The organism is Amycolatopsis sp. NPDC051373 (genome assembly GCF_040689465.1).
Classification (GTDB): Bacteria; Actinomycetota; Actinomycetes; order Mycobacteriales; family Pseudonocardiaceae; genus Amycolatopsis.
Genome location: NZ_JBFBAE010000019.1, coordinates 50,469 through 72,249, shown reverse-complemented (window position 1 = coordinate 72,249; position 21,781 = coordinate 50,469). Strand labels below are relative to the sequence as shown.

The following is a 21,781-nucleotide window of genomic DNA, read 5'->3' as shown; positions in this document are numbered from 1 at the left end:
CATGCGATCTTCACCCGATCAGGAACCCGTGACCTGCCACGTGAGGGTCCCGCTGCTGTTCGGCTCGTCGGCCGACGCGGCGCCCGCGCCGATGAGCAACCCCACCGCAAGAGTCACGACCGCCACGGCAGCCTTCGTCCACCTCGTCATACCCCGAGGCAACCGTGATCACTGGCACCCTGTCAACGATCCGGCGGGATTTCACGCCGTCCGTCGGGCGAACAGGGCTTTGACGGCTGCCCGGTCGATCTTCCCGGGGCCACGCAACGGCAGTTCGGCCGTGAACTCGACCTGCTTCGGCGCCGCCGCGGCACCCAGTTCCTCGCGGACGACGGCCCGGAGCGTTTCGCCCGCGACCGGTCCCTCCGCGACCACCAACGCGACCACTGCTTCACCCCATTGAGGGTCCGGGATCCCGACCACGCAGACGTCGCGCACGCCCTTGATCGCACCGAGCGCCCGCTCCACCGACCCCGCCGACACCTTCACACCGCCGGTGTTGATCACGTCGTCCGCGCGGCCGAGGACCTCGACGCGGCCGTCGTCGAGCAGCCGCCCACGGTCGGACGTGCGGAACCAGCCGTCCTGGAACGACTCCTCGGTGAGCGATGGTGCGAGCCGGTAGCCGTGGGCCAGCACCGGCCCGGAGATCCGCAGCCGCTCATCGGCATCCGGCTCCACGCGCACCCCGTCGAGCGGCACCCCGTCGTAGACACAGCCACTCGCGGTCTCGCTCATGCCGTACGCGGGGACGATCCGCACGCCGGCCTCGACAGCCCGCGTACGCAGCTTCGCCGACGTCGCCGCAGCGCCCAGCACGATCCCGTCGAACGCGCGGGCCGCGGACAGCCCGGCCCCGCCGTCGTCGAGCAGCCGGACGAGCTGCGTCGGCACCAGCGCCGTGTACCGCGGCCCGTCCTCGGCCAGCACCGGCGCGGCGGCCGTGGCGAACTCGTCCGGCCGGAAGCCCGCCCCGGTCAGGACCGCGGCTTTCGTGCCCGCCAGCCGCGCGCGGACCAGCACTTGCAGGCCGCCGATGTAGTGCGCCGGCGTGGCGAGCAGCCAGTGGCCCGCCCCGCCGAGCCGCGCGTGCGTGGCGGTGGCCGACGACGTCAGCGCCCCCGGCGAGAGCAGCACGCCCTTCGGCGCGCCCGTCGACCCGGACGTGGCGATGATCACGGCCGTGTCCGGTTCGGCCGGGGTGTCCGGCGCCATGGCCTCGAGCACGCCGGGCGCGGCCGGGTCGGCCGAAGACAGCGGCAGCACGGCCTCGCCGCCGTCCAGCGCCGCCGCCACGGCCGTGTCCAGGGTGGACACCGCTTCGGCGCTCCCGTCGAGCCACACCACACGCACGAGGTCTCCCGGTGGATCAGTAGTAGTACGGGACGTCGGACCAATCCGGGTCCCGCTTCTGCAGGAACGCGTCGCGGCCTTCCACGGCTTCGTCCTGCATGTACGCCAGCCGCGTGGTCTCGCCGGCGAAGAGCTGCTGGCCGACGAGGCCGTCGTCGATCGCGTTGAACGCGTACTTCAGCATGCGCTGCGCCGTCGGGGATTTGCCGACGATGGCCCAGCCCCACTCCAGCGCCACCTTCTCCAGATCGGCGTGGGGGACGACCTCGTTCACCGCGCCCATGTGGTGCATCTGCTCGGCGGTGTAGTCGCGGCCGAGGAAGAAGATCTCGCGGGCGAACTTCTGCCCGACCTGGCGGGCCAGGTAGGCGGAGCCGTAGCCGGCGTCGAACGAGCCGACGTCGGCGTCGGTCTGCTTGAAGCGCGCGTGCTCGGCGGAGGCGAGCGTGAGATCGCACACGACGTGCAGCGAGTGCCCACCGCCCGCGGCCCAGCCGGGAACGACCGCGACCACCGGTTTCGGCATGAACCGGATCAAGCGCTGGACCTCGAGGATGTGCAGCCGGCCGGCGCGCGCGGGGTCGACCGTGTCGGAGGTCTCCCCGCTTGCGTACTGATACCCGGAGCGTCCGCGAATACGCTGGTCACCGCCGGAACAGAACGCCCAGCCGCCGTCCTTGGGCGACGGCCCGTTGCCGGTGAGCAGGACGCAGCCGACGTCGGAGCTCATCCGGGCGTGGTCGAGGGCGCGGTAGAGCTCGTCGACCGTGTGCGGGCGGAAGGCGTTGCGGACCTCCGGACGGTCGAACGCGACGCGGACCACCCGTTTGCCGGAGCGGCTCTCGGCAGAGCGGTGGTAGGTGATGTCGGTGAAGGCGAAACCTTCGACCTCGGTCCACGCGGCGGGGTCGAACAGCTCGGAAACTAGGGCGTCATCCACGTTTGGGAGAATAGGACCTGTGGACATCTCTGCTGTGCCTGATGCCGCCTCCGCGGGAGGTAGCGCGTCTGTGGGCGACCTACCCGGAGCCTGCCGGTGAACCCCTCCACCGCGCAGGCCAGGGTCATCGTCGACGAACTGGTCCGCAACACCGTGTCCCACGTAGTCCTCTGCCCGGGCTCGCGTAACGCACCGCTGTCGATCGCGCTCTACGACGCGGCCGCGGCCGGGCGCCTCAAGCTCCACGTGCGCATCGACGAGCGCGGTGCCGCGTTCCTCGCGCTCGGCATCGCCGCCCGCACGGGCCGGCCATCGGCGGTGGTCTGCACCTCCGGCACGGCGGCCGCGAACTTCCACCCGGCCGTACTCGAGGCCGACCGCGCGGGCGTGCCGCTGATCGTACTCACGGCCGACCGCCCGCCCGAGTTGCGTTCCGCCGGTGCCAGCCAGGTGATCGACCAGTACCAGCTCTACGGCGACGCGGTGCGCTACTTCGACGAGCTGGCCGTCGCCGAGCGGCGCGCCGGCCAGAACTCCTACTGGCGCAGCCAGATCTGCCGCGCGTGGAACGCCGCCTACGGCGAGTGGCGCAGCGGCCCGGTGCACCTGAACATCCCGTTCCGCGAGCCGCTGGTGCCGGACCTCGACGACAGTGCCGGCGCCGACGAGTGGTACGAGTCCACCGAAGGCCGCGCCGACGGCGAACGCTGGACCGAGCTCCCCGACTTCGGCGCCCTGCCGTCCTTTGTGGTGCCCTCGGCCCGCCACGGCCTCGTGATCGCGTGCGACACCGGCGTGCAGGCGGCCAGCGAGTGGGCCGAGCAGCACGGCTGGCCGGTGGTTTCGGAGACCGGTGGTTTGGGCCTGTCCGGCTCCACGGCCATCTCGTCGGGCGCGTGGCTGCTGGGCGTCGAGGAGTTCATCTCGCGGCACAAGCCGGAGCAGGTCCTGTGCCTCGGCCGGCCGACGGTGTTCCGGCAGGTCCAGAAGGTGCTCTCGGACCCCGCGGTGGAAGTTCTGCTGGTCCGCCCCGACTCCGACTGGCCCGCGCCGGCGCACAACGTCCGCCAGGTCGGCCAGTGGTTCGCCGAGCCCACGAAGCCCGCGGACCCGGAGTGGCTCGCCGGCTGGCAACGCGCCGACGCGGCTGCTGCCGCGGCCGTTTCTCGCGCTCTGGCCGAGGAGCCCTGGCCCAGCGGGTTGAGCGTCGCTTCGGAGCTGGTGGACGCCCTGCCGCAGGGTGCCCTTCTGGTGGTGGGTTCCTCGAACCCGACCCGCGATGTCGCCCTGGCCGGGACCCTGCGTCCCGACGTGCTCGTCCACCGCAACCGCGGCGTCGCGGGCATCGACGGCACGGTCTCCACGGCCATCGGTGCGGCCACCGTGCACCGCGCGCCTTCGTACGCTTTGCTGGGCGATCTGACTTTCTTGCACGACGCTTCCGGCCTGCTGACCGGCCCCGCCGAGCAACGTCCGGACCTCACCATCGTCGTCCTCAACGACGACGGTGGCGGGATCTTCTCGCTGCTGGAGCAGGGCGCACCCGAGCACGCGGACAGCTTCGAGCGAGTGTTCGGCACTCCCCACGGCGCCGATCTGGGCGCGTTGTGCGCGGGCTACCGGGTGCCACACGTGGTGGCCACTTCGGTGTCGGAGTTCCGCGCTGCGTTGAAGCCCGCGCCGGGCCTGCGGGTCGTCGAGGTGCGTGTGGACCGCTCGCGCCACCGCGACCTGCACGCGCGGCTGCGCAAGGCCGTGGCCTCGGCCGTCGGCAACGGCTGAGGTTCAATCCAGCGCGGTCCGCCACGCGTCCTCGTGGGCGTCGAGGTAGTCGGCGGTCGCGAGCCAGTACGGGCCGTCCTCACGCCAGATGCGCGACCACGGCTGCACTGGGGCGTTCGTCCGCAGGAAGCCGTGCATCGCGCGGGCGCGGCGGCCGAGCGCGTCCGGGAGCTCGGCTCGTTGGCGCTCGTCGAGGCCGTAGCCGTCGGTGAACGCGCGCAGGCGGGCGGCGACTCCGCGATCGGCCGGTCGGCGCGCAGGTCCGCCGCGGTCTGCGCGGTGTAGGCGAGGTCCCACATCGTCGACGCCGGCGCCGTGCAGTCCCAGTCGATCAGCACCCACCCACGCTCGGCGCGCACGATGTTCCACGGCGCGACGTCGTTGTGGCACACGAGTTCTTCGCGGTCCGGCGGGATGAGCCGCTGCCAGGCCGCGTCCGGCGGCGGCGCGAAATCCGCCAACGCCTGGTGCAGCTCGGCCAGCGTCCGGCCGAGGTCGTGCAAGTCGCCGGGGGAGTACGGACCGCCCACCTCGCCCGGCACGAACTCCAGCACCTGCCGGCCGCGCTCGTCGCGCCCGAGTGGCCTCGGGGCCGCGCGGAACCCGACCGAACGCAGGTGCGCCAGCACCGCGTCCACGGCCTCGGTCCACGGCCCGGCCGGGCGCCGGACCGTGTCACCGACGCGAACGATGCCGCTTGTCACGTTCCCGACCAGTGGTTCTTCCATCACACGATCGAGAATCGCCGCCCCGTCAAGCGATTACCTTTCGCAGTCCCAGCGGGTAAGAACCTCCCAACGGACGTACCTCGCAACTCGAACTCTGGCTACGTTCGAGCGCGTTGATCACCGTCTGGGAGGAAACGCCATGCGTGGAAGAGGTCGGGCCGGGCTCGGGTTGGTCGCGGCGGGAGTGGTGTCGGTGCTGGTTGCGGGGGTGGCGTCGGCCGCGCCGCAGCCGGGGGCGCCGGGGGTGGGTGATCCGTACTACCCCAACGCCGGCAACGGCGGCACCGACGTCCTGCACTACGACATCCGCCTGACCTACCAGCCGGACACCGACCGGCTGGCGGGCACGACGACCCTGCTGCTCACCGCGACGCAGGATCTGTCGCGGTTCGACCTCGACTTCGCGCTCAAGGCCAAGAGCGTGCTGGTCGGCAACGAGGCCGCGACCTTCGCCAACCAGAACGGCAACGGCGAGCTCGTCATCACCCCCGTGCACCCGCTGCTCAAGGGCCAGACCACCACCGTCGTCGTCGCCTACGACGACACGCCGTCCACCGAGGCCGTCGACGGGCTGCACGGCTGGAAGCACGGCGCGTTCGGCGCGCTGGGCGTCGATGAGCCGCAGAGCGCGCAGTGGTGGTTCCCCTCGAACGACCACCCCACGGACAAGGCCACCTACGACGTCAGCATCGAGGCGCCGGACGGTAACGCGGCCATCACGAACGGGACCCTCGTGCGCAAGACCCAGTCGCGCGCCGGCTGGACGCGGTGGAACTGGCGCAGCACGAAGCCGCAGGCCACCTACCTGACGTCGTTCGTCGTGGGCAAGTACGAGGTGAACCAGTCGACGACGCCGGACGGCAAGCCGTTCATCACCGCGTACGGCTCCGACCTCGGCGACTCCCTCTACGCGGCCAAGGCGAGTGTCGAGCGGACGCCGGAGATCGACGCGTTCCTGGTCACGCAGTTCGGGCCGTTCCCGTTCGAGGCCGAGGGCGGCGTGGTCACCAGCGGCATCACGTTCTCGCTCGAGAACCAGACCCGCCCCACCTACGGCCTGAAGAACTTCCTCAACGGCTCCAACACCACCCTCATCGCCCACGAAAACGCCCACCAGTGGTTCGGCGACAACGTCTCGCTCGGCAAGTGGAGCGACATCTGGCTCAACGAGGGCTTCGCGTCCTACGCCGAGTACCTCTGGTCCGAGCACGAGGGCGAGGGCACCACGGCCGAGCTCGCCCAGTACGCCTACGACTCCTACGCCGCCGACGACGCGTTCTGGCAGGTCCTGCCCGGCGACCCGGGCGAGGAGAACCAGTTCGACGGCGCCGTCTACGACCGCGGCGCGATGGCTTTGCAGGCCCTGCGCACCACCGTAGGCGACGACGCGTTCTTCGCCATCCTGCAGAAGTGGCAGGCGACGAAGGCCGGCGGCCACGGCGTGATCCCGGAGTTCGAGGCGCTGGCGGAGCAGGTGTCGGGCAAGCCGTTGCAGGCGTTGTTCCAGACGTGGCTGTACGCGTTGGGCAAGCCGGCCGTCGGTCCGAACGGTGCTGCCGCTCGGGCTGTGCGGGCGGGCCACGCTCTGGTCAAGCCGAAGTCCTACGACCAGATCCGGGCCAACCACCGCATGCTCGCCGCCGCAGGGGAACGGTGAGGCACTAAACTCGCGACGTGACGGTCAGGCGTGAGCGGGCGAGGCGCATCGGATGGTTCGCCGTCCTCGGTGCCGCCTCGCTCCTCACCGTGATGTGCGTGAGCCTGCTCTTCGCGGCGATCCGCAACGACAACGCCATCGAGTCCCACCTCGGCACGGCCACGGCCACCGTCGAGTCCGTGAACTTCGACCGCACGATCATCCAGTTCCAGAGCCCGGACGGCATCGTCCACAGCCCGGCCAACGGCGTCCTCTACCCGTCCGGCCTCCTGGCGGGCCAGCTCGTGGCCATCGAGTACGACGTCACGAACCCCGACCGCACCGCCCGCGTCGCCGGCCGCACCGCGACGCTCACCCTCCTGCCCCTGGGCACGACGATCCTGTTCACCTGGCTGGTCGCGGGTCCGCTGATGTGGTGGCTGCGCCGTCTGATCAAGCGCGACCGGGCCGCTCGGGCGGCGGCCGAGGTGCCGGAAGTCCCGGTCGCCTGACCCGCGTGGTTCGTCTTGGCCTGCGGCGCCGACCCTCTCGCTGCGTGCCTCGGTCGCTGCGACGTGGTTATGGCGGCTCCGCCGAGGCGCGCGGTGTTGGCTTCGTGTCCACCCGGCGCCGAATTCGCGGCGACGTGATCGCTGCGCGGCCTGATCGAGCGCAGTGCTCAGACGACCGAGAGCCGGCCGCCCGAGCGCCGGATCAGGTCGTGGCGACCGTCGCCGTCTCCTGCCACCAGCTCAGGACCTCGTCCGCGACCCCCGGGGCGGCCACCAGAAGGCCGTCCGTCGGCAGCGTCGTGTCCTCGCCGTGCTTGTCCAGCACCACCGCGCCGGCCTCGATGGCCATGGCGACGGAGCCCGCGACGTCCCATTCGTGGTAGCTGTGCAGCACCGCGGCGGCCGCGTGGCCGAGCGCGACCTGCGCGATCGACAGTGCGGCCGAGCCCAGCACCCGCACGCCCGCGTGGGCGGCCGCCGCGCGCTCGATGAAGCCGCCCATCCCCGGCCACGGCCCCTTGCGCGCGAGCTCGGTGCAGACGATGGCGCCGGCCGTCACGCGGCGGTCGACGAGCTGGATGGGCTTGCCGTTGGCGCGGGCGCCGCGGCCGCGGGCGGCGGCGTAGATCTGGGCGCGGTACGGGTCGGCGACCACCCCCACCACCGGCCCGGACGCGTCGATCAGCGCGAGGCTGTAGGCGCACCACGGCACGCCGGCGACGTAGTTGGCGGTGCCGTCGACGGAGTCCACCACCCAGCGGTACTCGGCCACGTCGGCGCCGTGGTCGGCGCCGAACTCGTGGCCGACCACGGGTATGCCGGGGAACTCGGCCGTCAGCACCCGGCGGGTGTGGCGCTCGAGGATGCGGTCGGTGTCGGTGACCCAGTCGAACGGGGAGTCCAGGGTCGAGGGGTGGGCTCCGCGGCCCGCCGTCGCGGTGATCACGTCGGTGGCGTCGTTGGCCAGCCGGCCGGCCACCTCGAGAGCCCTCGAGAGCAGCCCCGGCTCCACGGGCTGCGACGGCCTGGAGGACAAGAGGGTCATGCCTGCTTAGTCTGGGCCGTCCTGGTTTCCGGGACACGACCTTGAGGTGACATGTCGTGGCGAATCTGTCGACGGACTGTGTTCGGAAGCCAACGCTTCGGAGTGTTCGAACACCGTTGGCCCATCGGTCACGAAGGATTGGTCCGGGTCGCGCACGCCGGTGCGACAGTGGCCGGGTGCGAGTCGCCATAGTCACCGAAAGTTTCCTGCCCCAGGTGAACGGCGTGACGAACTCTGTGCTGCGGGTCGTCGAGCACCTGGTCGACCGCGCCCACGACGTGCTCGTGGTGGCGCCGGGACCAGGGCCCGAGTCCTACCGCGGCGCACCGGTCGTCCGCATCCCCGCGCTGGACGTGCCCGGCGTGCACTCCCTGCCGATCGGCCTGCCGACGCGCACCGTGCTCACGGCGCTCAGCGGCTTCCGCCCGGACGTGGTGCACCTGGCCTCGCCCTTCGTGGTGGGCGCGCGCGGCCTGGCCGCGGCGCGCCGCCTGCGGGTGCCGTCGATCGCCGTCTACCAGACCGACATCGCGGGTTTCGCCACGTCGTACGGCTTCGGCATCGGCGCGCGCGCTGCCTGGCGCTGGGTGCGCCGCGTGCACTCGCGCGCCGACCGGACGCTCGCCCCGTCGTCGGACTCCGTCGAGCAGCTGCGGCTGCACGGCGTGCCCCGCGTGCACCGCTGGGCGCGCGGCGTGGACATCGACCGCTTCTCGCCGTCGCACGCCGACCCCGCGCTGCGGGCCGAGCTGGCGCCCAACGGCGAGCTGCTCGTGGGCTTCGTCGGCCGGCTGGCGCCGGAGAAGGAAGTCGACCGGCTGGTGTCACTGGCCGGCGTGCCCGGCATCCGCGTGGTCGTGGTCGGTGACGGCCCCGAGCTGCCCTCCCTGCGCGAACGCCTCCCCGGCGCCGCCTTCCTCGGCGCGAAGTACGGTGACGAGCTGTCAGTCGCGTACGCGAGCCTCGACGTGTTCGTCCACACGGGACCGCACGAGACGTTCTGCCAGGCCGTGCAGGAAGCCATGGCCTCCGGCCTGCCGGTGCTCGCCCCCGACGCCGGCGGCCCGAAGGACTTGGTGTTGCCCGGCCGCACGGGGTACCTGCTGCCCGCCGACCGCGACGAGTTCGGCCGCGCGCTTGTCGAGCGCATCGACGACCTGCGCGACGCCGCCCTGCGGGCGCGGCTGGGGGAGAAGGCCCGCAAGGTCGTGCTGGGCCGGACGTGGCCCGCGGTGTGCCGGGAGCTGGTGGGTCACTACGAGGCCGTGCAGGACCGGGCCGCGCGCGCGGCCTGAGCGATGCACATCGTCCAGCTGGCGAACTTCTACGGGCCGCGCTCGGGAGGGCTGCGGACCGCCCTGCACCACCTCGGCGCGGGCTACGTCGCCAGCGGGCACCGCGTGACCCTCGTCGTGCCGGGCACCCGCTATGCCGTGGAGACGCTGCCCACGGGCGTGCGGCGGTACTCGCTGCCGGCGCCTCGGATCCCCGGCACGGGCGGCTACCGGGCGGTCGACCCGCATCGCGTGCGGTCTGTGCTGCGGCGGCTTTCGCCGGATCGCCTGGAGGTCTCGGACCGGCTGACGCTGCGCGGGATGGGCACGTGGGCTCGCCGCAATGGTGTTCCCAGCACGGTGATTTCCCACGAGCGTTTAGATCGTCTGCTGGAGCAGTTTCTTCTGCCGCGGCCGGTTGCGCGCGGTGTCGCCGACGTCGCCAACCGCCGGATGGCCGCCAGCTACGACACGGTCGTGTGCACCACCGCCTTCGCCCGCGCCGAGTTCGACCGGATCTCCGCGCCCAACGTCCGCCGGGTCCCCCTGGGTGTCGACTTGGCGACCTTCGCGCCGTCGATGCGCTCGGACTCGTGGCGGCACTCACTGGCCGATGGCGCGGATGCGCTGTTGGTCCACTGTGGACGCTTGTCGCCCGAGAAACACGTGGAGCGCAGCGTGGATACGGTCGCCGAGCTCACGGAGACCGGCGCCCGCGTGCGCCTGGTGATCGCCGGCGACGGGCCTCGAAGACGCGCGCTGGAGCGCCGCGCCCGCGGCCTCCCCGTGACGTTCCTGGGATTCCTCTCCGGCCGCGACGAGGTCGCTCGCTTGCTGGCCACCGCCGACGTCTCGCTCGCCCCGGGCCCGCACGAGACGTTCGGGCTGGCCGCCCTCGAAGCCCTCGCCTCCGGCACCCCCGTGGTGGTCTCCGCGTCGTCCGCCCTGCGCGAGATCGTCCGCCCCGGCTGCGGCGCCGCCGTCGACGACCACGCCCCTGCCTTTGCGACCGCGGTCACGGGGCTCTTGGACAGCCCCGAAGACCTCCGCCGCGCTGCCGCTCGGGCCCGTGCGGAGGAATTCGCGTGGCCGGAGTCGGTGCGGGGGATGCTCGCCGCTCTCGGCTGACGTCGGGTGGGTTGACGTCGGGTGGGGTCGACGTCGGGTGGGTTTGATCCGCGCGGGCCAGCCCAGCCCGGGGCAGTCCACTCCGACCAATCCACTCGGGCAGTCCCGGGCCCGACCGCATCGCGACCGGCGCGACGGGTCCCTTCGCGCCGCGCGACGGCCACGAGCGGACCTTTCGTGCCACAGGCGGAGCGTGAGCGGATCTTTCGTGCCATCCGCGCGGCACGAGGGGACCGTTCGTGCTGGTCTGCTGGGTGCGAGTGGTCCTGTCGCGAGGGGCCGGGTTGCGCCAACTCGAGCTGCGCGAGTGGACCTTTCGTGCCGCAGCCCGGCGTGCGAGGGGACCGATGGTGCCGTGTTGGTGGCGCGAGTGGGCCGTTCGTGCCGTTGGCCGGGTGCGCGGGGACCGATCATGCCGTGTCGGAGGGGCGATTCGGCCGTTCGTGCTACGTAGGTGCGGCGAGTGGGCCGTTCGTGCCGTTGGCCGGGCGCGACGGGACCGACGGCGCCGTGTTGGTGGGGTGAGTGGATCTTTCGTGCCATCCGCGCGGCACGAGGGGACCGTTCGTGCTGGTCTGCTGGGTGCGAGTGGTCCTGTCGCGAGGGGCCGGGTTGCGCCAACTCGAGCTGCGCGAGTGGACCTTTCGTGCCGCGGCTGGCGTGCGAGGGGACCGATCGTGCCGTGTTGGTGGGGCGAGTGGATCTTTCGTGGCATCCGTGCGGCACGAGGGGACCGTTCGTGCTGTGCGGATGGGTGCGAGTGGTCCTCTCGCGAGGGTCCGGTTGCGCCAACTCGGGCTGCGCGAGTGGAACTTTCGTGCCGCCGGCAGGGTGCGACGGGACCGATCGTGCCGCGGGCGGTGGGGCGAGCGGACCGTTCATGCCGCGTTGGTGGTGCGAGTGGACCTTTCGTGCCGATCGCAGGGCGCGAGTGGACCGTTCATGCCGCGGGCGGCGGGCGAGTGGATCCCTCGCACCGAGCCAGCCGCATCGACCGGCCCCCGCCCCCGCGCACCCGCGACCGCAGGCCAACCCACAGCCCACCCCACCCCGCGCCCACCCGAGCCCAACCCACCCACCTCAGCCACCTGACCAGCAGCTGAGCCACCCTCAGCACCCACCCCGCACACCACTGTCTAGATTCGACGCATGCCCCGCGCAAGCCTGGACAAGGATCCGCACGAAGTCGCCGCCATGTTCGACGGTGTGGCGTCCGGTTACGACCGGGCCAACTCGTTCATGACGTTCGGGTTCGACCGGCGCTGGCGCACCACCACGGCGCGGGTGCTCGACGCCAAGGCCGGTGAGAAGGTGCTCGACCTGGCGGCCGGCACCGGCGTCTCCACGGTCGAGTACGCGCGCAACGGCGCCTACTGCGTCGCCGCTGACTTCTCGCTCGGCATGCTGCGCGCGGGGCTGCGCCGGAAGCTGCCGATGGTGGCGGCCGACGCGCTGCACCTGCCCTTCGCCGACAACTCGTTCGACGCCGTCACGATCTCCCTCGCGCTCAGGAACTTCGTCGACACCAAGGCCGCGCTCACCGAAATACTCCGCGTGGTCAAGCCCGGCGGCCGGCTGGTCATCTGTGAGGTGTCGACGCCCTCGTTCGCGCCCATCCGGTTCTTCTACCGGCGGTTCATCCTGAAGCTGCTCACCTGGGTCGGCAGCCGCTCGTCGACGAACCCCGAGGCCTACTCCTACCTGGCCGAATCCATGCTCGCGTGGCCCGATCAGCGGGCGCTGGGCGAGATCATCGCGAGCGCCGGGTGGACCGAGGTCGAGTGGCTGAACCTCACATTCGGCGTCGTCGCCATTCACCGCGCGAAGAAGCCCTCCGTAGACTCGTCAGCATGACGATCTCCCGCCGCAGCCCGGACCACGACGCCGAAGTGATCGTGGTCGGCGCCGGACCGGCCGGTTCCACCGCGGCCACGTACCTCGCGCGCGCGGGGGTCGACGTGCTGCTGCTGGAGAAGACCGAGTTCCCGCGCGAGAAGGTCTGCGGCGACGGCCTCACGCCCCGCGGCGTGAAGCAGCTGATCGACCTGGGCATCGACACCAGCGAGGACAACGGCTGGGTCCACAGCCGCGGCCTGCGCATTCTCACCGGCGACCTCACGCTCGAGCTCGACTGGCCCGACCTCACCAGCTACCCGCCCTACGGCGTCGCCCGCACGCGTCAGGACTTCGACGACCTGCTGGCCAAGACCGCGGTCAAGGCCGGCGCGCGCCTGTACGAGCGCACCACCGTCACCAACGCCATCACCAGCTCGTCCGGTCGCGTGATCGGCGTCGAGGCGAAGGTCGGCCCCGAGAAGACGCCGGTGAGTTACCGCGCGCCGCTCGTGCTGGCGTGCGACGGGGTGTCCGCGCGGCTCGCGCTAAGCGTCGGCATCGAGAAGAACGAGAAGCGCCCCATGGGCGTCGCCGTGCGCCGGTACTACAAGAGCCCGCGCCACGACGACCCGTTCATCGAGGGCCACCTCGAGCTGTGGGACCGCTCGGACCCGCGCAACCCGAAGCTCCTGCCGGGCTACGGCTGGGCGTTCCCGCTCGGCGACGGCACGGTGAACGTCGGGCTCGGCATGCTCTCGACGTCCGCCTCCTTCCGCAACACCGACTACCGCGCGCTCCTGCGCCAGTGGCTCGACGGCACGCCCGAGGAATGGGGCTACCGCGAGGAGAACGCCATCGGCAAGGTCGGCGGCGCCGGCCTCCCCATGGGCTTCAACCGCACCCCGCACTACCGCGACGGCCTGCTGTTGCTCGGCGACGCCGGCGGCATGGTGAGCCCGTTCAACGGCGAAGGCATCTCCGCCGCGATGGAGTCGGCGCAGCTCGCGTCGGAGGTCGTCGTGCAGGCGCTCGCCCGCCGCGAAGGCCCTTCGCGCGAGCGCGCGCTGCAGGGTTACCCGCGCGCCGTCGGCGAGCTGATGGGCGGCTACTACCGCCTCGGAAACGTCTTCGCGAAGCTCATCGGCAACCCGAAGGTCATGCACGTGTGCACCAAGTACGGTTTGCGGATCAACAAGATCCTTCCGTTGGTGTACAAGGGACTTTCCGGCTGCTATGACGCCAAGGGCGGCGACGGCGTCGACCGCCTCATCGCGGCCCTCGCCCGCGCCACGCCCAGCCCCCGCTGATCCGAAGCGACAACCCGAGCGACACCCCGGGCAACATCCGAACGACCCCGCACCGGCTCGCAGGCGTCCCGCGAGCCGGTGCGCCAATACCCGGCTGGAGCAATGGTTGCCCAGCCGGTCAGGTGGGATACGTCACAAGATCACGTCCGGATTGTCCCCGGCTACACCGGTAATCAACCCCTTATTCGCTGGTCCCGCGAGTGCGACCTGCGCTGCACCGTCCTGGCCGTGCGGTCAAGTTAGGTAAGCCTTATACCACGGCCCCTAGAGACGGCCGTGTGAGTCGCGTCCTACACTCCCCCCATGCTTGTGAATCGCTTCACATCCACGACGAGTGGCTTGTGAACTATTTCACAAGCGACCTGCGGTCCAACCACGGGCCGTAAGGGTGCCCTGACCCTCGGCGGTGTGACCCAGCTCCCTTAGGGTGCCGACGAGGAAGCGGACCACCACCCGAGAAGCAACCCGCAGCGGCGCGGAAAGGATGGCGAAGACCCCGTGCTGATGTTGCCCGTGCTGGCGCAGGCCGACCCCAGTGGAGCTGCGGCCGCGCCTGGCCTGAAGGTGTACCTGCCGCTCGTCCTGTTGTTCGTGCTGGCGCTCGGTTTCGCCACCCTGTCGGTGCTGCTGGGCCCGCTCGTCGGCCCCAGCCGCTACAACAAGGCGAAGCTCGCGGCCTACGAATGCGGGATCGAGCCTTCGCCGCAGCCGCTCGTCGGCGGCGGCCGGATGCCGGTGGCGTACTACATCACGGCGATGCTCTTCATCCTGTTCGACATCGAGATGGTGTTCCTCTACCCGTTCGCCGTGAACGCGAACGCGCTCGGTGTGTTCGGCCTGGTGGAGATCGTGCTGTTCATCGTTACGGTCGGGTTCGCGTACGCCTACGTGTGGCGGCGCGGCGGCCTGGATTGGAACTGAAGCCATGGGCCTCGAAGAGAAACTCCCCAACGGCATCCTGCTGGCCAGCCTCGAGGGCCTGGTCAACTGGGCGCGCAAGAACTCGCTGTGGCCCGCCACCTTCGGGCTCGCGTGCTGCGCGATCGAGATGATGACGGTCGGCGGTTCCCGCTACGACATCGCGCGCTTCGGCATGGAGCGCTTCTCCGCCACCCCGCGCCAGGCCGATCTGATGATCGTGGCCGGCCGCGTGACGCAGAAGATGGCTCCCGTCCTGCGCCAGATCTACGACCAGATGGCCGAGCCGCGCTGGGTGCTGGCGATGGGCGTGTGCGCCTCCTCCGGCGGCATGTTCAACAACTACGCCGTGGTGCAGGGCGTCGACCACGTGGTGCCGGTCGACATGTACCTCCCCGGCTGCCCGCCGCGTCCCGAGATGCTGCTCGACGCGATCCTCAAGCTGCACGCCAAGATCCAGGACGAGCCGATCAACGCCCGCCGCGCCGCCATCCGCGCGGCCAGCGGCGCGCGCACCGAGCTGATCGCCTCGTCGATCAAGTACGCGAAGAAGTGAGCCCGGTGCCCGAGAACCCCGAAACTCCTCAGACGCCCGAGACCGGTGGCGAGCAGTCCAGCGCCGAGCGGCCCGAAGCCGGCCTCGAGCCGCAGGGCACCACGCCCGCGGCTCCGGTGGAGCCCGTCGTCGCCGGCCGCGCCCGCAAGGGCATGTTCGGCGTCACCGGCAGCGGTGACACCTCCGGTTACGGCGGCGTGCGCCTGCCCGCCTACAGCCCGCCCCCGGCTGAGCGCCCGTACGGCGGCTGGTTCGACGAGTTCGCCGACGAGTTCTACGCGGCCTTGGCGGACAACAAGGTTCCGGCCGCGGCGATCCTGCAGACCACGGTCCACCGCGACGAGATCACCTTCTACGTCGACCGCGAGCACCTCCTGGAAGTGGCCCGCGTGCTGCGCGACGACACCGGCCTGCGCTTCGAGCTGCTGAGCTCGGTGTCCGGCGTGGACTACGGCGTGGACGTGCCGCAGCGCCTGCACTCCGTGTACCACTTCACGTCGATGACCTACCGGCGCCGCATCCGCGTCGAGGTCACCCTCGACGTGGACGACGCGCACGTGCCCTCGCTCGTCGGGCTCTACCCGACGGCCGACTGGCAGGAGCGCGAGACCTGGGACATGTTCGGCATCGTCTACGACGGACACCCCGCGCTCACCCGCATCCTCATGCCGGACGACTGGGACGGTCACCCCCAGCGCAAGGACTACCCGCTCGGCGGGATCCCGGTCGAATACAAGGGCGCGGAGATTCCGCCGCCGGACCAGCGGAGGTCGTACTCGTGACAACCAGCGAGAACCTTTCTGACGTCACCACCGGCACCGACACGTCCGCCGAAGGCGCCGAGAGCTTCGAATACGCCGACTCGCGCGACACCACCGAAGGCCGCGTCTACACGGTCTCCGGCGGCGACTGGGACGACGTCGTCTCCGACGCGCAGCACGACGAGCGCATGGTCATCAACATGGGCCCGCAGCACCCGTCGACGCACGGCGTGCTCCGGCTCGTGCTGGAGATGGAGGGCGAGACCGTCACGCAGCTGCGGTCGGTCATCGGCTACCTCCACACCGGCATCGAGAAGAACTGCGAATACCGCACCTGGACGCAGGGCGTCACGTTCGTGACGCGCATGGACTACCTCGCGCCGCTGTCCACGGAGATGGCCTACTGCCTCGGCGTGGAGAAGCTGCTGGGCATCAAGGCCCCGCCGCGCGCGGAGCTGCTGCGCGTGATGCTGCTGGAGATCAACCGCATCGGCTCGCACCTGGTCTACATCGCCACCGGCGGCATGGAGCTCGGCGCCACCACGGCGATGACGCTCGGCTTCCGCGAGCGCGAAGAGGTGCTGCACCTGCTGGAGCACCTGACCGGGCTGCGCATGAACCACGCGTTCATCCGCCCCGGTGGCCTCGCGCAGGACATGCCGGCCGACTTCCAGGAGAAGGTCTCCGCGTTCTGCAAGGTGATGGACAGCCGTCTTCCCTTGTACGACAAGCTCTTCACCGGTCAGCCGATCTGGCGCAACCGGCTCAAGGGCGTGGGTGTCCTGCCGGTCGACGCGTGCCTCGCGCTCGGCGTCACCGGCCCGATCCTGCGTTCGGCGGGCCTGCCGTGGGACCTGCGCAAGACCGAGCCCTACTCGCGCTACGACGAGATCGAGTTCGACGTCCCCACCTCGACCGACGCCGACTGCTGGGCGCGGTACCTCATCCGCGTCGAGGAGATGCACCAGAGCCTGCGGATCATCAAGCAGGTCCTGAAGATGCTCGAACCGGGCCCGGTCATGGTCGAGGACAAGAAGGTCGCGTGGCCCGCGCAGCTCTCGATCGGCAGCGACGGCATGGGCAACTCGCTCGAGCACGTCAAGAAGATCATGGGCCAGTCGATGGAGTCGCTGATCCACCACTTCAAGCTCGTCACCGAGGGCTTCCACGTGCCGCCGGGCCAGGTGTACTCGCCGGTCGAGTCGCCGCGCGGTGAGCTCGCGGCGCACCTGGTGTCCGACGGCGGCACCCGGCCGCTGCGCGTGCACGTGCGCGAACCGAGTTTCGTGAACCTGCAGTCGATGCCCGCGATGGCCGAGGGCGGGCTGGTGGCCGACGTGATCGCCGCGGTCGCGTCGATCGACCCGGTGATGGGGGGAGTGGACCGATGACGTACTCGACGGCAGTTCCGGAGCCGGGGCCGCACGACGCGAAGACGACGCACGCCGCGGCGGGCGCCGACACCGACGTGGTCGGCATCGCGCCCGACCCGGCCGCGGCCGCAGGCATTCTGGCGGACAACCCGGCCGTGGACGTGTTCGAAGAGGACACCCACACGCGGGCGAAGGAGATCATCGCCCGCTACCCGGTGGCGCGCTCGGCGCTGCTGCCGATGCTGCACCTCGTGCAGTCGGTGCAGGGGTACGTCAGCCAGGAGGGCATTTCCTTCTGCGCCAAGCACCTCGACCTCTCCGACGCCGAGGTCAGCGCGGTCGCGACGTTCTACACCATGTACAAGCGCCGCCCCTGCGGTGAACACCTGGTGAGCGTCTGCACCAACACGCTGTGCGCGGCGATGGGCGGCGAGGCGATCTACAAGAAGCTCCAGACGCACCTCGGTTCCGATGCCGCGCCGCTGGGCCACGAGGAGACGGCGGGCACGCCGAACGAGCCCGGCTCGATCACGCTGGAGCACGCCGAGTGCCTCGCGGCCTGCGACCTCGCCCCGGTCATCCAGGTCAACTACGAGTACTTCGACAACCAGACGCCGGAGAAGGCGGTGGCGCTGGTCGACGCGCTGCAGGCGGGCAAGAAGCCGGCCCCCACGCGCGGCGCGCCGCTGACGAACTTCAAGGGCGCGGAGCTGCAGCTGGCCGGGTTCTTCCCGGAGGACGAGCAGACTTACCGCGGGGACGTCGACGGGCCGTCGCAGGCCGTCGAAACCCTGCGGGGCGCGCAGATCGCGGCCGATCGCGGCTGGACCGCGCCGGCGACGCAGGACGTTCCGCTGCCTGAGTTGGAGAAGAAGTAATGCCCGATCCCATTACTCCGGTCCTCACGAAGCGCTGGCTGTCGCCGAACTCCTGGCGCATCGAAACCTACGAGCAGCTCGAGGGCTACACGGCCGCGAGCAAGGCACTTGCCGGCACGCCCGAGCAGCTGGTGCAGGTCGTCAAGGACTCCGGCCTGCGCGGCCGCGGCGGCGCGGGGTTCCCGGCCGGCGTGAAGTGGTCATTCATGCCGCCGAACTTCGACAAGCCGCACTACCTGGTGATCAACGCCGACGAGGGCGAGCCGGGCACGTGCAAGGACATCCCGCTGATGATGGCCGACCCGCACTCGCTCATCGAGGGCTGCATCATCGCCTCGTACGCGATGCGGTCGAACCACTGCTTCATCTACGTGCGCGGTGAGGCCCTGCACTGCATCCGCCGGCTCAACGCGGCCGCGCGCGAGGCGTACGCCAAGGGCTACCTCGGCAAGAACATCTTCGGCACCGGCTACGACCTCGAGCTGACCGTGCACGCCGGCGCCGGCGCGTACATCTGCGGCGAGGAGACAGCGCTGCTCGACTCGCTGGAAGGCCGCCGCGGCCAGCCGCGCCTCAAGCCGCCGTTCCCCGCGGCCGCCGGTCTCTACGCCGCGCCGACCACGGTGAACAACGTGGAGACCATCGCGAGCGCGCCGTTCATCATCAACGCGGGCTCCGACTGGTTCCGCGAGATGGGCCGCGAGAAGTCGCCCGGTCCGAAGATCTACTCGATCTCCGGCCACGTCGAGAAGCCCGGCCAGTACGAGTGCCCGCTCGGCACCACGCTGCGCGAGCTGCTGGAGCTCGCCGGCGGCATGAAGGACGGCATCCCGCTGAAGTTCTGGACGCCGGGTGGCTCGTCCACGCCGATGTTCACCGCCGAGCACCTCGACGTGCCGCTCGACTTCGAGGGCGCGGCCGAGGCCGGCTCGATGCTCGGCACCACCGCGGTGCAGGTCTTCAACGAGACCGTGTCCGTGCCGTGGGCCGTGATGAAGTGGACCGAGTTCTACGAGCACGAGTCCTGTGGCAAGTGCACGCCGTGCCGCGAAGGCACGTACTGGCTCGCGCAGATCCTGGAGCGCATGGTCGAGGGCCACGGCACCGCCGAGGACATCGACACGCTGCTGGACGTCTGCGACAACATCCTCGGCCGCTCGTTCTGCGCCCTGGGTGACGGCGCCGTGTCGCCGATCCAGAGCGGGATCAAGTACTTCCGCGAGGAGTTCCTCGCGCTGTGCGAAAAGAACAAGGCCGCCCAGCCCGAATTGGTGGGAGCTCAGGCATGACGATCGCGCCCGACAAGCCCGCGACCACGGAGACCCCGGTCCCCGAAGGCCACGTGAAGCTGACCATTGACGGTGAAGAGGTCATCGCGCCCAAGGGCGAGCTGCTGATCCGCACCGCCGAGCGGCTCGGCACGGTCATCCCGCGCTTCTGCGACCACCCGCTGCTCGACCCGGCCGGCGCCTGCCGCCAGTGCCTCGTCGAGGTGGAGATGGGCGGCCGGCCGATGCCGAAGCCGCAGGCCTCCTGCACGATGACGGTCGCCGACGGCATGGTCGTGAAGACGCAGCTCACCTCGCCCGTCGCCGACAAGGCGCAGCAGGGCGTGATGGAGCTGCTGCTCATCAACCACCCGCTCGACTGCCCGATCTGCGACAAGGGCGGTGAGTGCCCGCTGCAGAACCAGGCGCTGGCGCACGGCCGCACGGAGTCGCGGTTCGTGGACACGAAGCGCACGTTCCCGAAGCCGCTGCCGATTTCCACGCAGGTGCTGCTGGACCGCGAGCGCTGCGTGCTCTGCCAGCGCTGCACGCGGTTCTCCGCGCAGGTGGCGGGCGACCCGTTCATCGAGCTCCTCGAACGCGGCGCCCACCAGCAGATCGGCACCGCCGAGACGGCCGACGTGCTGGACCTGGCCTCGCGCACCACCAGCGGCCAGCCGTTCCAGAGCTACTTCTCCGGCAACGTCATCCAGATCTGCCCGGTCGGTGCGCTCACCAGCGCCGCGTACCGGTTCCGGTCGCGTCCGTTCGACCTGGTGTCCTCGCCGAGCGTGTGCGAGCACTGCTCCTCGGGCTGCGCGGAGCGCACCGACTTCCGCCGCGGCAAGGTGCAGCGCAAGCTCGCGGGCGACGACCCCGAGGTCAACGAAGAGTGGCTCTGCGACAAGGGCCGCTTCGGGTTCCGTTACGTGCAGGCCGACGACCGCATCCGCCGCCCGCTGGTCCGCAACGAGGCCGGCGAGCTGGAGGAGGCCTCCTGGACCGACGCGCTGCGCACCGCGGCCGCCGGGCTGGCGAAGGCCAGGAACGGCAAGGGCGTCGGGGTGCTCACCGGGGGCCGGCTGACCGTCGAGGACGCCTACGCGTACTCGAAGTTCGCCCGGCTCGCCTTGCGCACCAACGACATCGACTTCCGCGCCCGCGCGCACTCGGCCGAGGAGCTGGCGTTCCTCACCTCGTCGGTCGTGGCCACCACGCCGGAGACCGGCGTGACCTTCGGCGAGATCGAGCGGGCCCGCACGGTCCTGTGCGTGGCCTTCGAGCCCGAGGACGAGGCGCCGATCGTGTTCCTGCGGCTGCGCAAGGCGGCCCGCAAGAACCGCACCCGCGTCGTCCACTTGGGACAGTGGACCACCTCGTCGGTGCGCAAGACCTTCGGTGAGCTGCTCGCCTGCGTGCCGGGTGGCGAAGCCGCCGCGGTCGACGGCATCGCGCAGCACGCGCCGGACCTCGACTCCGCCCTGGCCGGCGGCAACGCGGTGATCCTCGTCGGCGAGCGTGCCGCCGAGGTGCCGGGCCTGCTCTCCTCGCTGCGGGCGCTGGTCGAGCGCACGGGCGCGCGCCTCGCGTGGATCCCGCGCCGGGCGGGCGAACGCGGCGCGCTGGCCGCCGGTTGCACGCCGACGCTGCTGCCGGGCGGCCGTTCCGTCTCCGACGACGCGGCCCGCGCCGAGGTCGAAAAGCACTGGGGCACCGCGCTTCCGGCAGAGCCCGGCCGCGACACCACGGGCATCCTGGAAGCCGCTTCCGGCGGCGGCCTCGACGGCCTGGTCGTCGGCGGGCTCGACCCCAACGACCTGCCCGACCCGGACCTGGCCCGGCGCGCGCTCGACAACGCCGGCTTCGTTGTCAGCCTGGAGCTGCGGGCGAGCGAGGTCACCGAGCGGGCCGACGTGGTCCTGCCGATCGCGCCGTCGGTCGAGAAGGCGGGCAGCTACCTCAACTGGGAAGGCCGCCGCCGCCCGTTCGACATCACGGTGGAAGGCACCGGGGCTCTCTCCGACGGCCGGGTGCTCGACACCCTCGCCGTCGAGATGGACGTGGACCTGTTCACGCAGACGCCGGCCGCCGCGGCGGGCGACTTCGCCAAGCTCGGCCAGGGCACCACGAACTGGGGCCACATCGCCACCGGGGCGCAGGCCGCGCCGGTGCCGGGCGCCGGCCAGGCCGTGCTCGCCACCTGGCGGCAGCTGATCGACAACGGCTCGCTGCAGGACGACGAACCGCACCTCAAGGGCACGCAGCGCAAGCCCGTGGCCCGGCTCTCGGCGAAGACCGCCGAAGGCCTCGGCGTCGCGGTCCGCGTGTCCACCGAGCGCGGCTCGATCACGCTGCCCGTCGAGGTCGCCGACCTGCCCGACGGGGTCGTCTGGCTCCCGGGCAACTCCGACGGCTCCGCCGTCCGCGCCGCACTCGCCGCGGGCCACGGCGCGCTGGTGCAGATCTCCGGAGGTGAACAGTGAGCC

The 21,781-nt window shown here is 71.1% G+C and carries 19 protein-coding genes and 1 pseudogene; 14 read left to right on the top strand and 6 right to left on the bottom strand.

The annotated features are described in order from the left end of the window. Positions 1-18: 18 nt before the first annotated feature. From AB0383_RS31290 to AB0383_RS31280, 3 genes are read right to left on the bottom strand one after another with little or no spacing between them, the layout of a single operon-like run. On the bottom strand, positions 19-150 hold the full coding sequence (locus AB0383_RS31290) for a hypothetical protein (RefSeq protein ID WP_285970766.1): 132 nt from the start codon (positions 148-150) through the stop codon (positions 19-21). Positions 151-201: 51 nt separating this feature from the next. After that, positions 202-1,353 (bottom strand): o-succinylbenzoate--CoA ligase, encoded by a 1,152-nt coding sequence (gene menE / locus AB0383_RS31285; protein ID WP_366189271.1) that lies wholly within the window; start codon positions 1,351-1,353, stop codon positions 202-204. 16 nt (positions 1,354-1,369) lie between these two features. Next, positions 1,370-2,293 carry a 1,4-dihydroxy-2-naphthoyl-CoA synthase gene (locus tag AB0383_RS31280; protein ID WP_364171495.1) on the bottom strand — a complete coding sequence of 308 codons (924 nt, stop codon included), beginning with the start codon at positions 2,291-2,293 and terminating at the stop codon, positions 1,370-1,372. Between the two features lie 96 nt (positions 2,294-2,389). Here AB0383_RS31280 and menD point away from each other — a divergent pair, with 96 nt between their 5' ends. Beyond that, positions 2,390-4,075: a 2-succinyl-5-enolpyruvyl-6-hydroxy-3-cyclohexene-1-carboxylic-acid synthase gene (menD, locus tag AB0383_RS31275; RefSeq protein WP_366189270.1), complete on the top strand. Its 1,686-nt coding sequence runs from the start codon at positions 2,390-2,392 to the stop codon at positions 4,073-4,075. A gap of 3 nt (positions 4,076-4,078) precedes the next feature. Here menD and AB0383_RS31270 read toward each other — a convergent pair whose 3' ends face one another. Next, positions 4,079-4,417: a hypothetical protein gene (locus AB0383_RS31270; protein WP_366189317.1), complete on the bottom strand. Its 339-nt coding sequence runs from the start codon at positions 4,415-4,417 to the stop codon at positions 4,079-4,081. Beyond that, positions 4,405-4,803: pseudogene (locus AB0383_RS31265) on the bottom strand (phosphotransferase); the annotation flags it as partial. The gene AB0383_RS31270 and the pseudogene AB0383_RS31265, both read right to left, overlap by 13 nt. A 139-nt stretch (positions 4,804-4,942) precedes the next feature. Here AB0383_RS31265 and AB0383_RS31260 point away from each other — a divergent pair. Together AB0383_RS31260 and AB0383_RS31255 are read left to right on the top strand one after the other, a co-directional pair. Continuing rightward, positions 4,943-6,460 (top strand): M1 family metallopeptidase, encoded by a 1,518-nt coding sequence (locus tag AB0383_RS31260; protein ID WP_364171489.1) that lies wholly within the window; start codon positions 4,943-4,945, stop codon positions 6,458-6,460. A gap of 17 nt (positions 6,461-6,477) precedes the next feature. Then, positions 6,478-6,951, top strand: a complete 474-nt coding sequence (locus AB0383_RS31255; protein WP_364171487.1) for a DUF3592 domain-containing protein — start codon at positions 6,478-6,480, stop codon at positions 6,949-6,951. 202 nt (positions 6,952-7,153) lie between these two features. On the opposite strand, the gene AB0383_RS31250 is transcribed toward AB0383_RS31255, so the two are convergent. Beyond that, on the bottom strand, positions 7,154-7,996 hold the full coding sequence (locus tag AB0383_RS31250) for an inositol monophosphatase (RefSeq protein ID WP_220245973.1): 843 nt from the start codon (positions 7,994-7,996) through the stop codon (positions 7,154-7,156). A gap of 224 nt (positions 7,997-8,220) precedes the next feature. Between AB0383_RS31250 and AB0383_RS31245 the strand changes: the two genes are divergently transcribed. The 11 genes from AB0383_RS31245 to AB0383_RS31195 all read left to right on the top strand — a co-directional run bounded on the left by AB0383_RS31245 (position 8,221) and on the right by AB0383_RS31195 (position 21,778). Then, complete coding sequence (locus tag AB0383_RS31245) at positions 8,221-9,291, top strand: glycosyltransferase family 1 protein (protein ID WP_366189269.1); 1,071 nt, start codon at positions 8,221-8,223, stop codon at positions 9,289-9,291. Positions 9,292-9,294: 3 nt separating this feature from the next. Continuing rightward, positions 9,295-10,398, top strand: coding sequence for a glycosyltransferase (locus tag AB0383_RS31240; protein ID WP_366189268.1), 1,104 nt, complete (start codon positions 9,295-9,297; stop codon positions 10,396-10,398). 1,149 nt (positions 10,399-11,547) lie between these two features. Further along, the gene (locus tag AB0383_RS31235) at positions 11,548-12,252 is read left to right on the top strand and encodes a demethylmenaquinone methyltransferase (protein WP_366189267.1); all 705 of its coding nucleotides are present in this window, start codon (positions 11,548-11,550) and stop codon (positions 12,250-12,252) included. Next, positions 12,249-13,541 (top strand): geranylgeranyl reductase family protein, encoded by a 1,293-nt coding sequence (locus AB0383_RS31230; protein ID WP_366189266.1) that lies wholly within the window; start codon positions 12,249-12,251, stop codon positions 13,539-13,541. The genes AB0383_RS31235 and AB0383_RS31230 overlap by 4 nt, the downstream gene beginning before the upstream one ends. A gap of 504 nt (positions 13,542-14,045) precedes the next feature. Beyond that, the gene (locus tag AB0383_RS31225) at positions 14,046-14,462 is read left to right on the top strand and encodes an NADH-quinone oxidoreductase subunit A (protein ID WP_354884578.1); all 417 of its coding nucleotides are present in this window, start codon (positions 14,046-14,048) and stop codon (positions 14,460-14,462) included. 4 nt (positions 14,463-14,466) lie between these two features. Beyond that, positions 14,467-15,015, top strand: coding sequence for an NADH-quinone oxidoreductase subunit B family protein (locus AB0383_RS31220; protein ID WP_220245978.1), 549 nt, complete (start codon positions 14,467-14,469; stop codon positions 15,013-15,015). 5 nt (positions 15,016-15,020) lie between these two features. After that, positions 15,021-15,797, top strand: a complete 777-nt coding sequence (locus AB0383_RS31215) for an NADH-quinone oxidoreductase subunit C (RefSeq protein WP_364171478.1) — start codon at positions 15,021-15,023, stop codon at positions 15,795-15,797. Further along, on the top strand, positions 15,794-17,167 hold the full coding sequence (locus AB0383_RS31210; RefSeq protein WP_364171476.1) for an NADH-quinone oxidoreductase subunit D: 1,374 nt from the start codon (positions 15,794-15,796) through the stop codon (positions 17,165-17,167). The genes AB0383_RS31215 and AB0383_RS31210 overlap by 4 nt, the downstream gene beginning before the upstream one ends. Continuing rightward, positions 17,164-18,027: an NADH-quinone oxidoreductase subunit NuoE gene (gene nuoE / locus AB0383_RS31205; protein ID WP_364171474.1), complete on the top strand. Its 864-nt coding sequence runs from the start codon at positions 17,164-17,166 to the stop codon at positions 18,025-18,027. The genes AB0383_RS31210 and nuoE overlap by 4 nt, the downstream gene beginning before the upstream one ends. Then, entirely contained in the window at positions 18,027-19,316 is a 1,290-nt protein-coding gene (gene nuoF / locus AB0383_RS31200) for an NADH-quinone oxidoreductase subunit NuoF (protein WP_366189265.1), read from the top strand. Before nuoE ends, nuoF begins: the two co-directional genes overlap by 1 nt. Beyond that, positions 19,313-21,778 carry an NADH-quinone oxidoreductase subunit G gene (locus tag AB0383_RS31195; protein ID WP_366189264.1) on the top strand — a complete coding sequence of 822 codons (2,466 nt, stop codon included), beginning with the start codon at positions 19,313-19,315 and terminating at the stop codon, positions 21,776-21,778. The genes nuoF and AB0383_RS31195 overlap by 4 nt, the downstream gene beginning before the upstream one ends. The last annotated feature ends 3 nt before the right edge of the window (positions 21,779-21,781 follow it).

Excerpts from the sequence above, each read along its gene's own strand:
- AB0383_RS31290 (WP_285970766.1), bottom strand. The coding sequence starts at position 150 with ATGACGAGGTGGACGAAGGCTGCCGTGGCGGTCGTGACTCTTGCGGTG.
- AB0383_RS31260 (WP_364171489.1), top strand. The coding sequence starts at position 4,943 with ATGCGTGGAAGAGGTCGGGCCGGGCTCGGGTTGGTCGCGGCGGGAGTG.
- AB0383_RS31250 (WP_220245973.1), bottom strand. The coding sequence starts at position 7,996 with ATGACCCTCTTGTCCTCCAGGCCGTCGCAGCCCGTGGAGCCGGGGCTG.
- AB0383_RS31240 (WP_366189268.1), top strand. The coding sequence starts at position 9,295 with ATGCACATCGTCCAGCTGGCGAACTTCTACGGGCCGCGCTCGGGAGGG.
- AB0383_RS31235 (WP_366189267.1), top strand. The coding sequence starts at position 11,548 with ATGCCCCGCGCAAGCCTGGACAAGGATCCGCACGAAGTCGCCGCCATG.
- AB0383_RS31230 (WP_366189266.1), top strand. The coding sequence starts at position 12,249 with ATGACGATCTCCCGCCGCAGCCCGGACCACGACGCCGAAGTGATCGTG.
- AB0383_RS31225 (WP_354884578.1), top strand. The coding sequence starts at position 14,046 with ATGTTGCCCGTGCTGGCGCAGGCCGACCCCAGTGGAGCTGCGGCCGCG.
- AB0383_RS31220 (WP_220245978.1), top strand. The coding sequence starts at position 14,467 with ATGGGCCTCGAAGAGAAACTCCCCAACGGCATCCTGCTGGCCAGCCTC.
- nuoE (WP_364171474.1), top strand. The coding sequence starts at position 17,164 with ATGACGTACTCGACGGCAGTTCCGGAGCCGGGGCCGCACGACGCGAAG.
- nuoF (WP_366189265.1), top strand. The coding sequence starts at position 18,027 with ATGCCCGATCCCATTACTCCGGTCCTCACGAAGCGCTGGCTGTCGCCG.
- AB0383_RS31195 (WP_366189264.1), top strand. The coding sequence starts at position 19,313 with ATGACGATCGCGCCCGACAAGCCCGCGACCACGGAGACCCCGGTCCCC.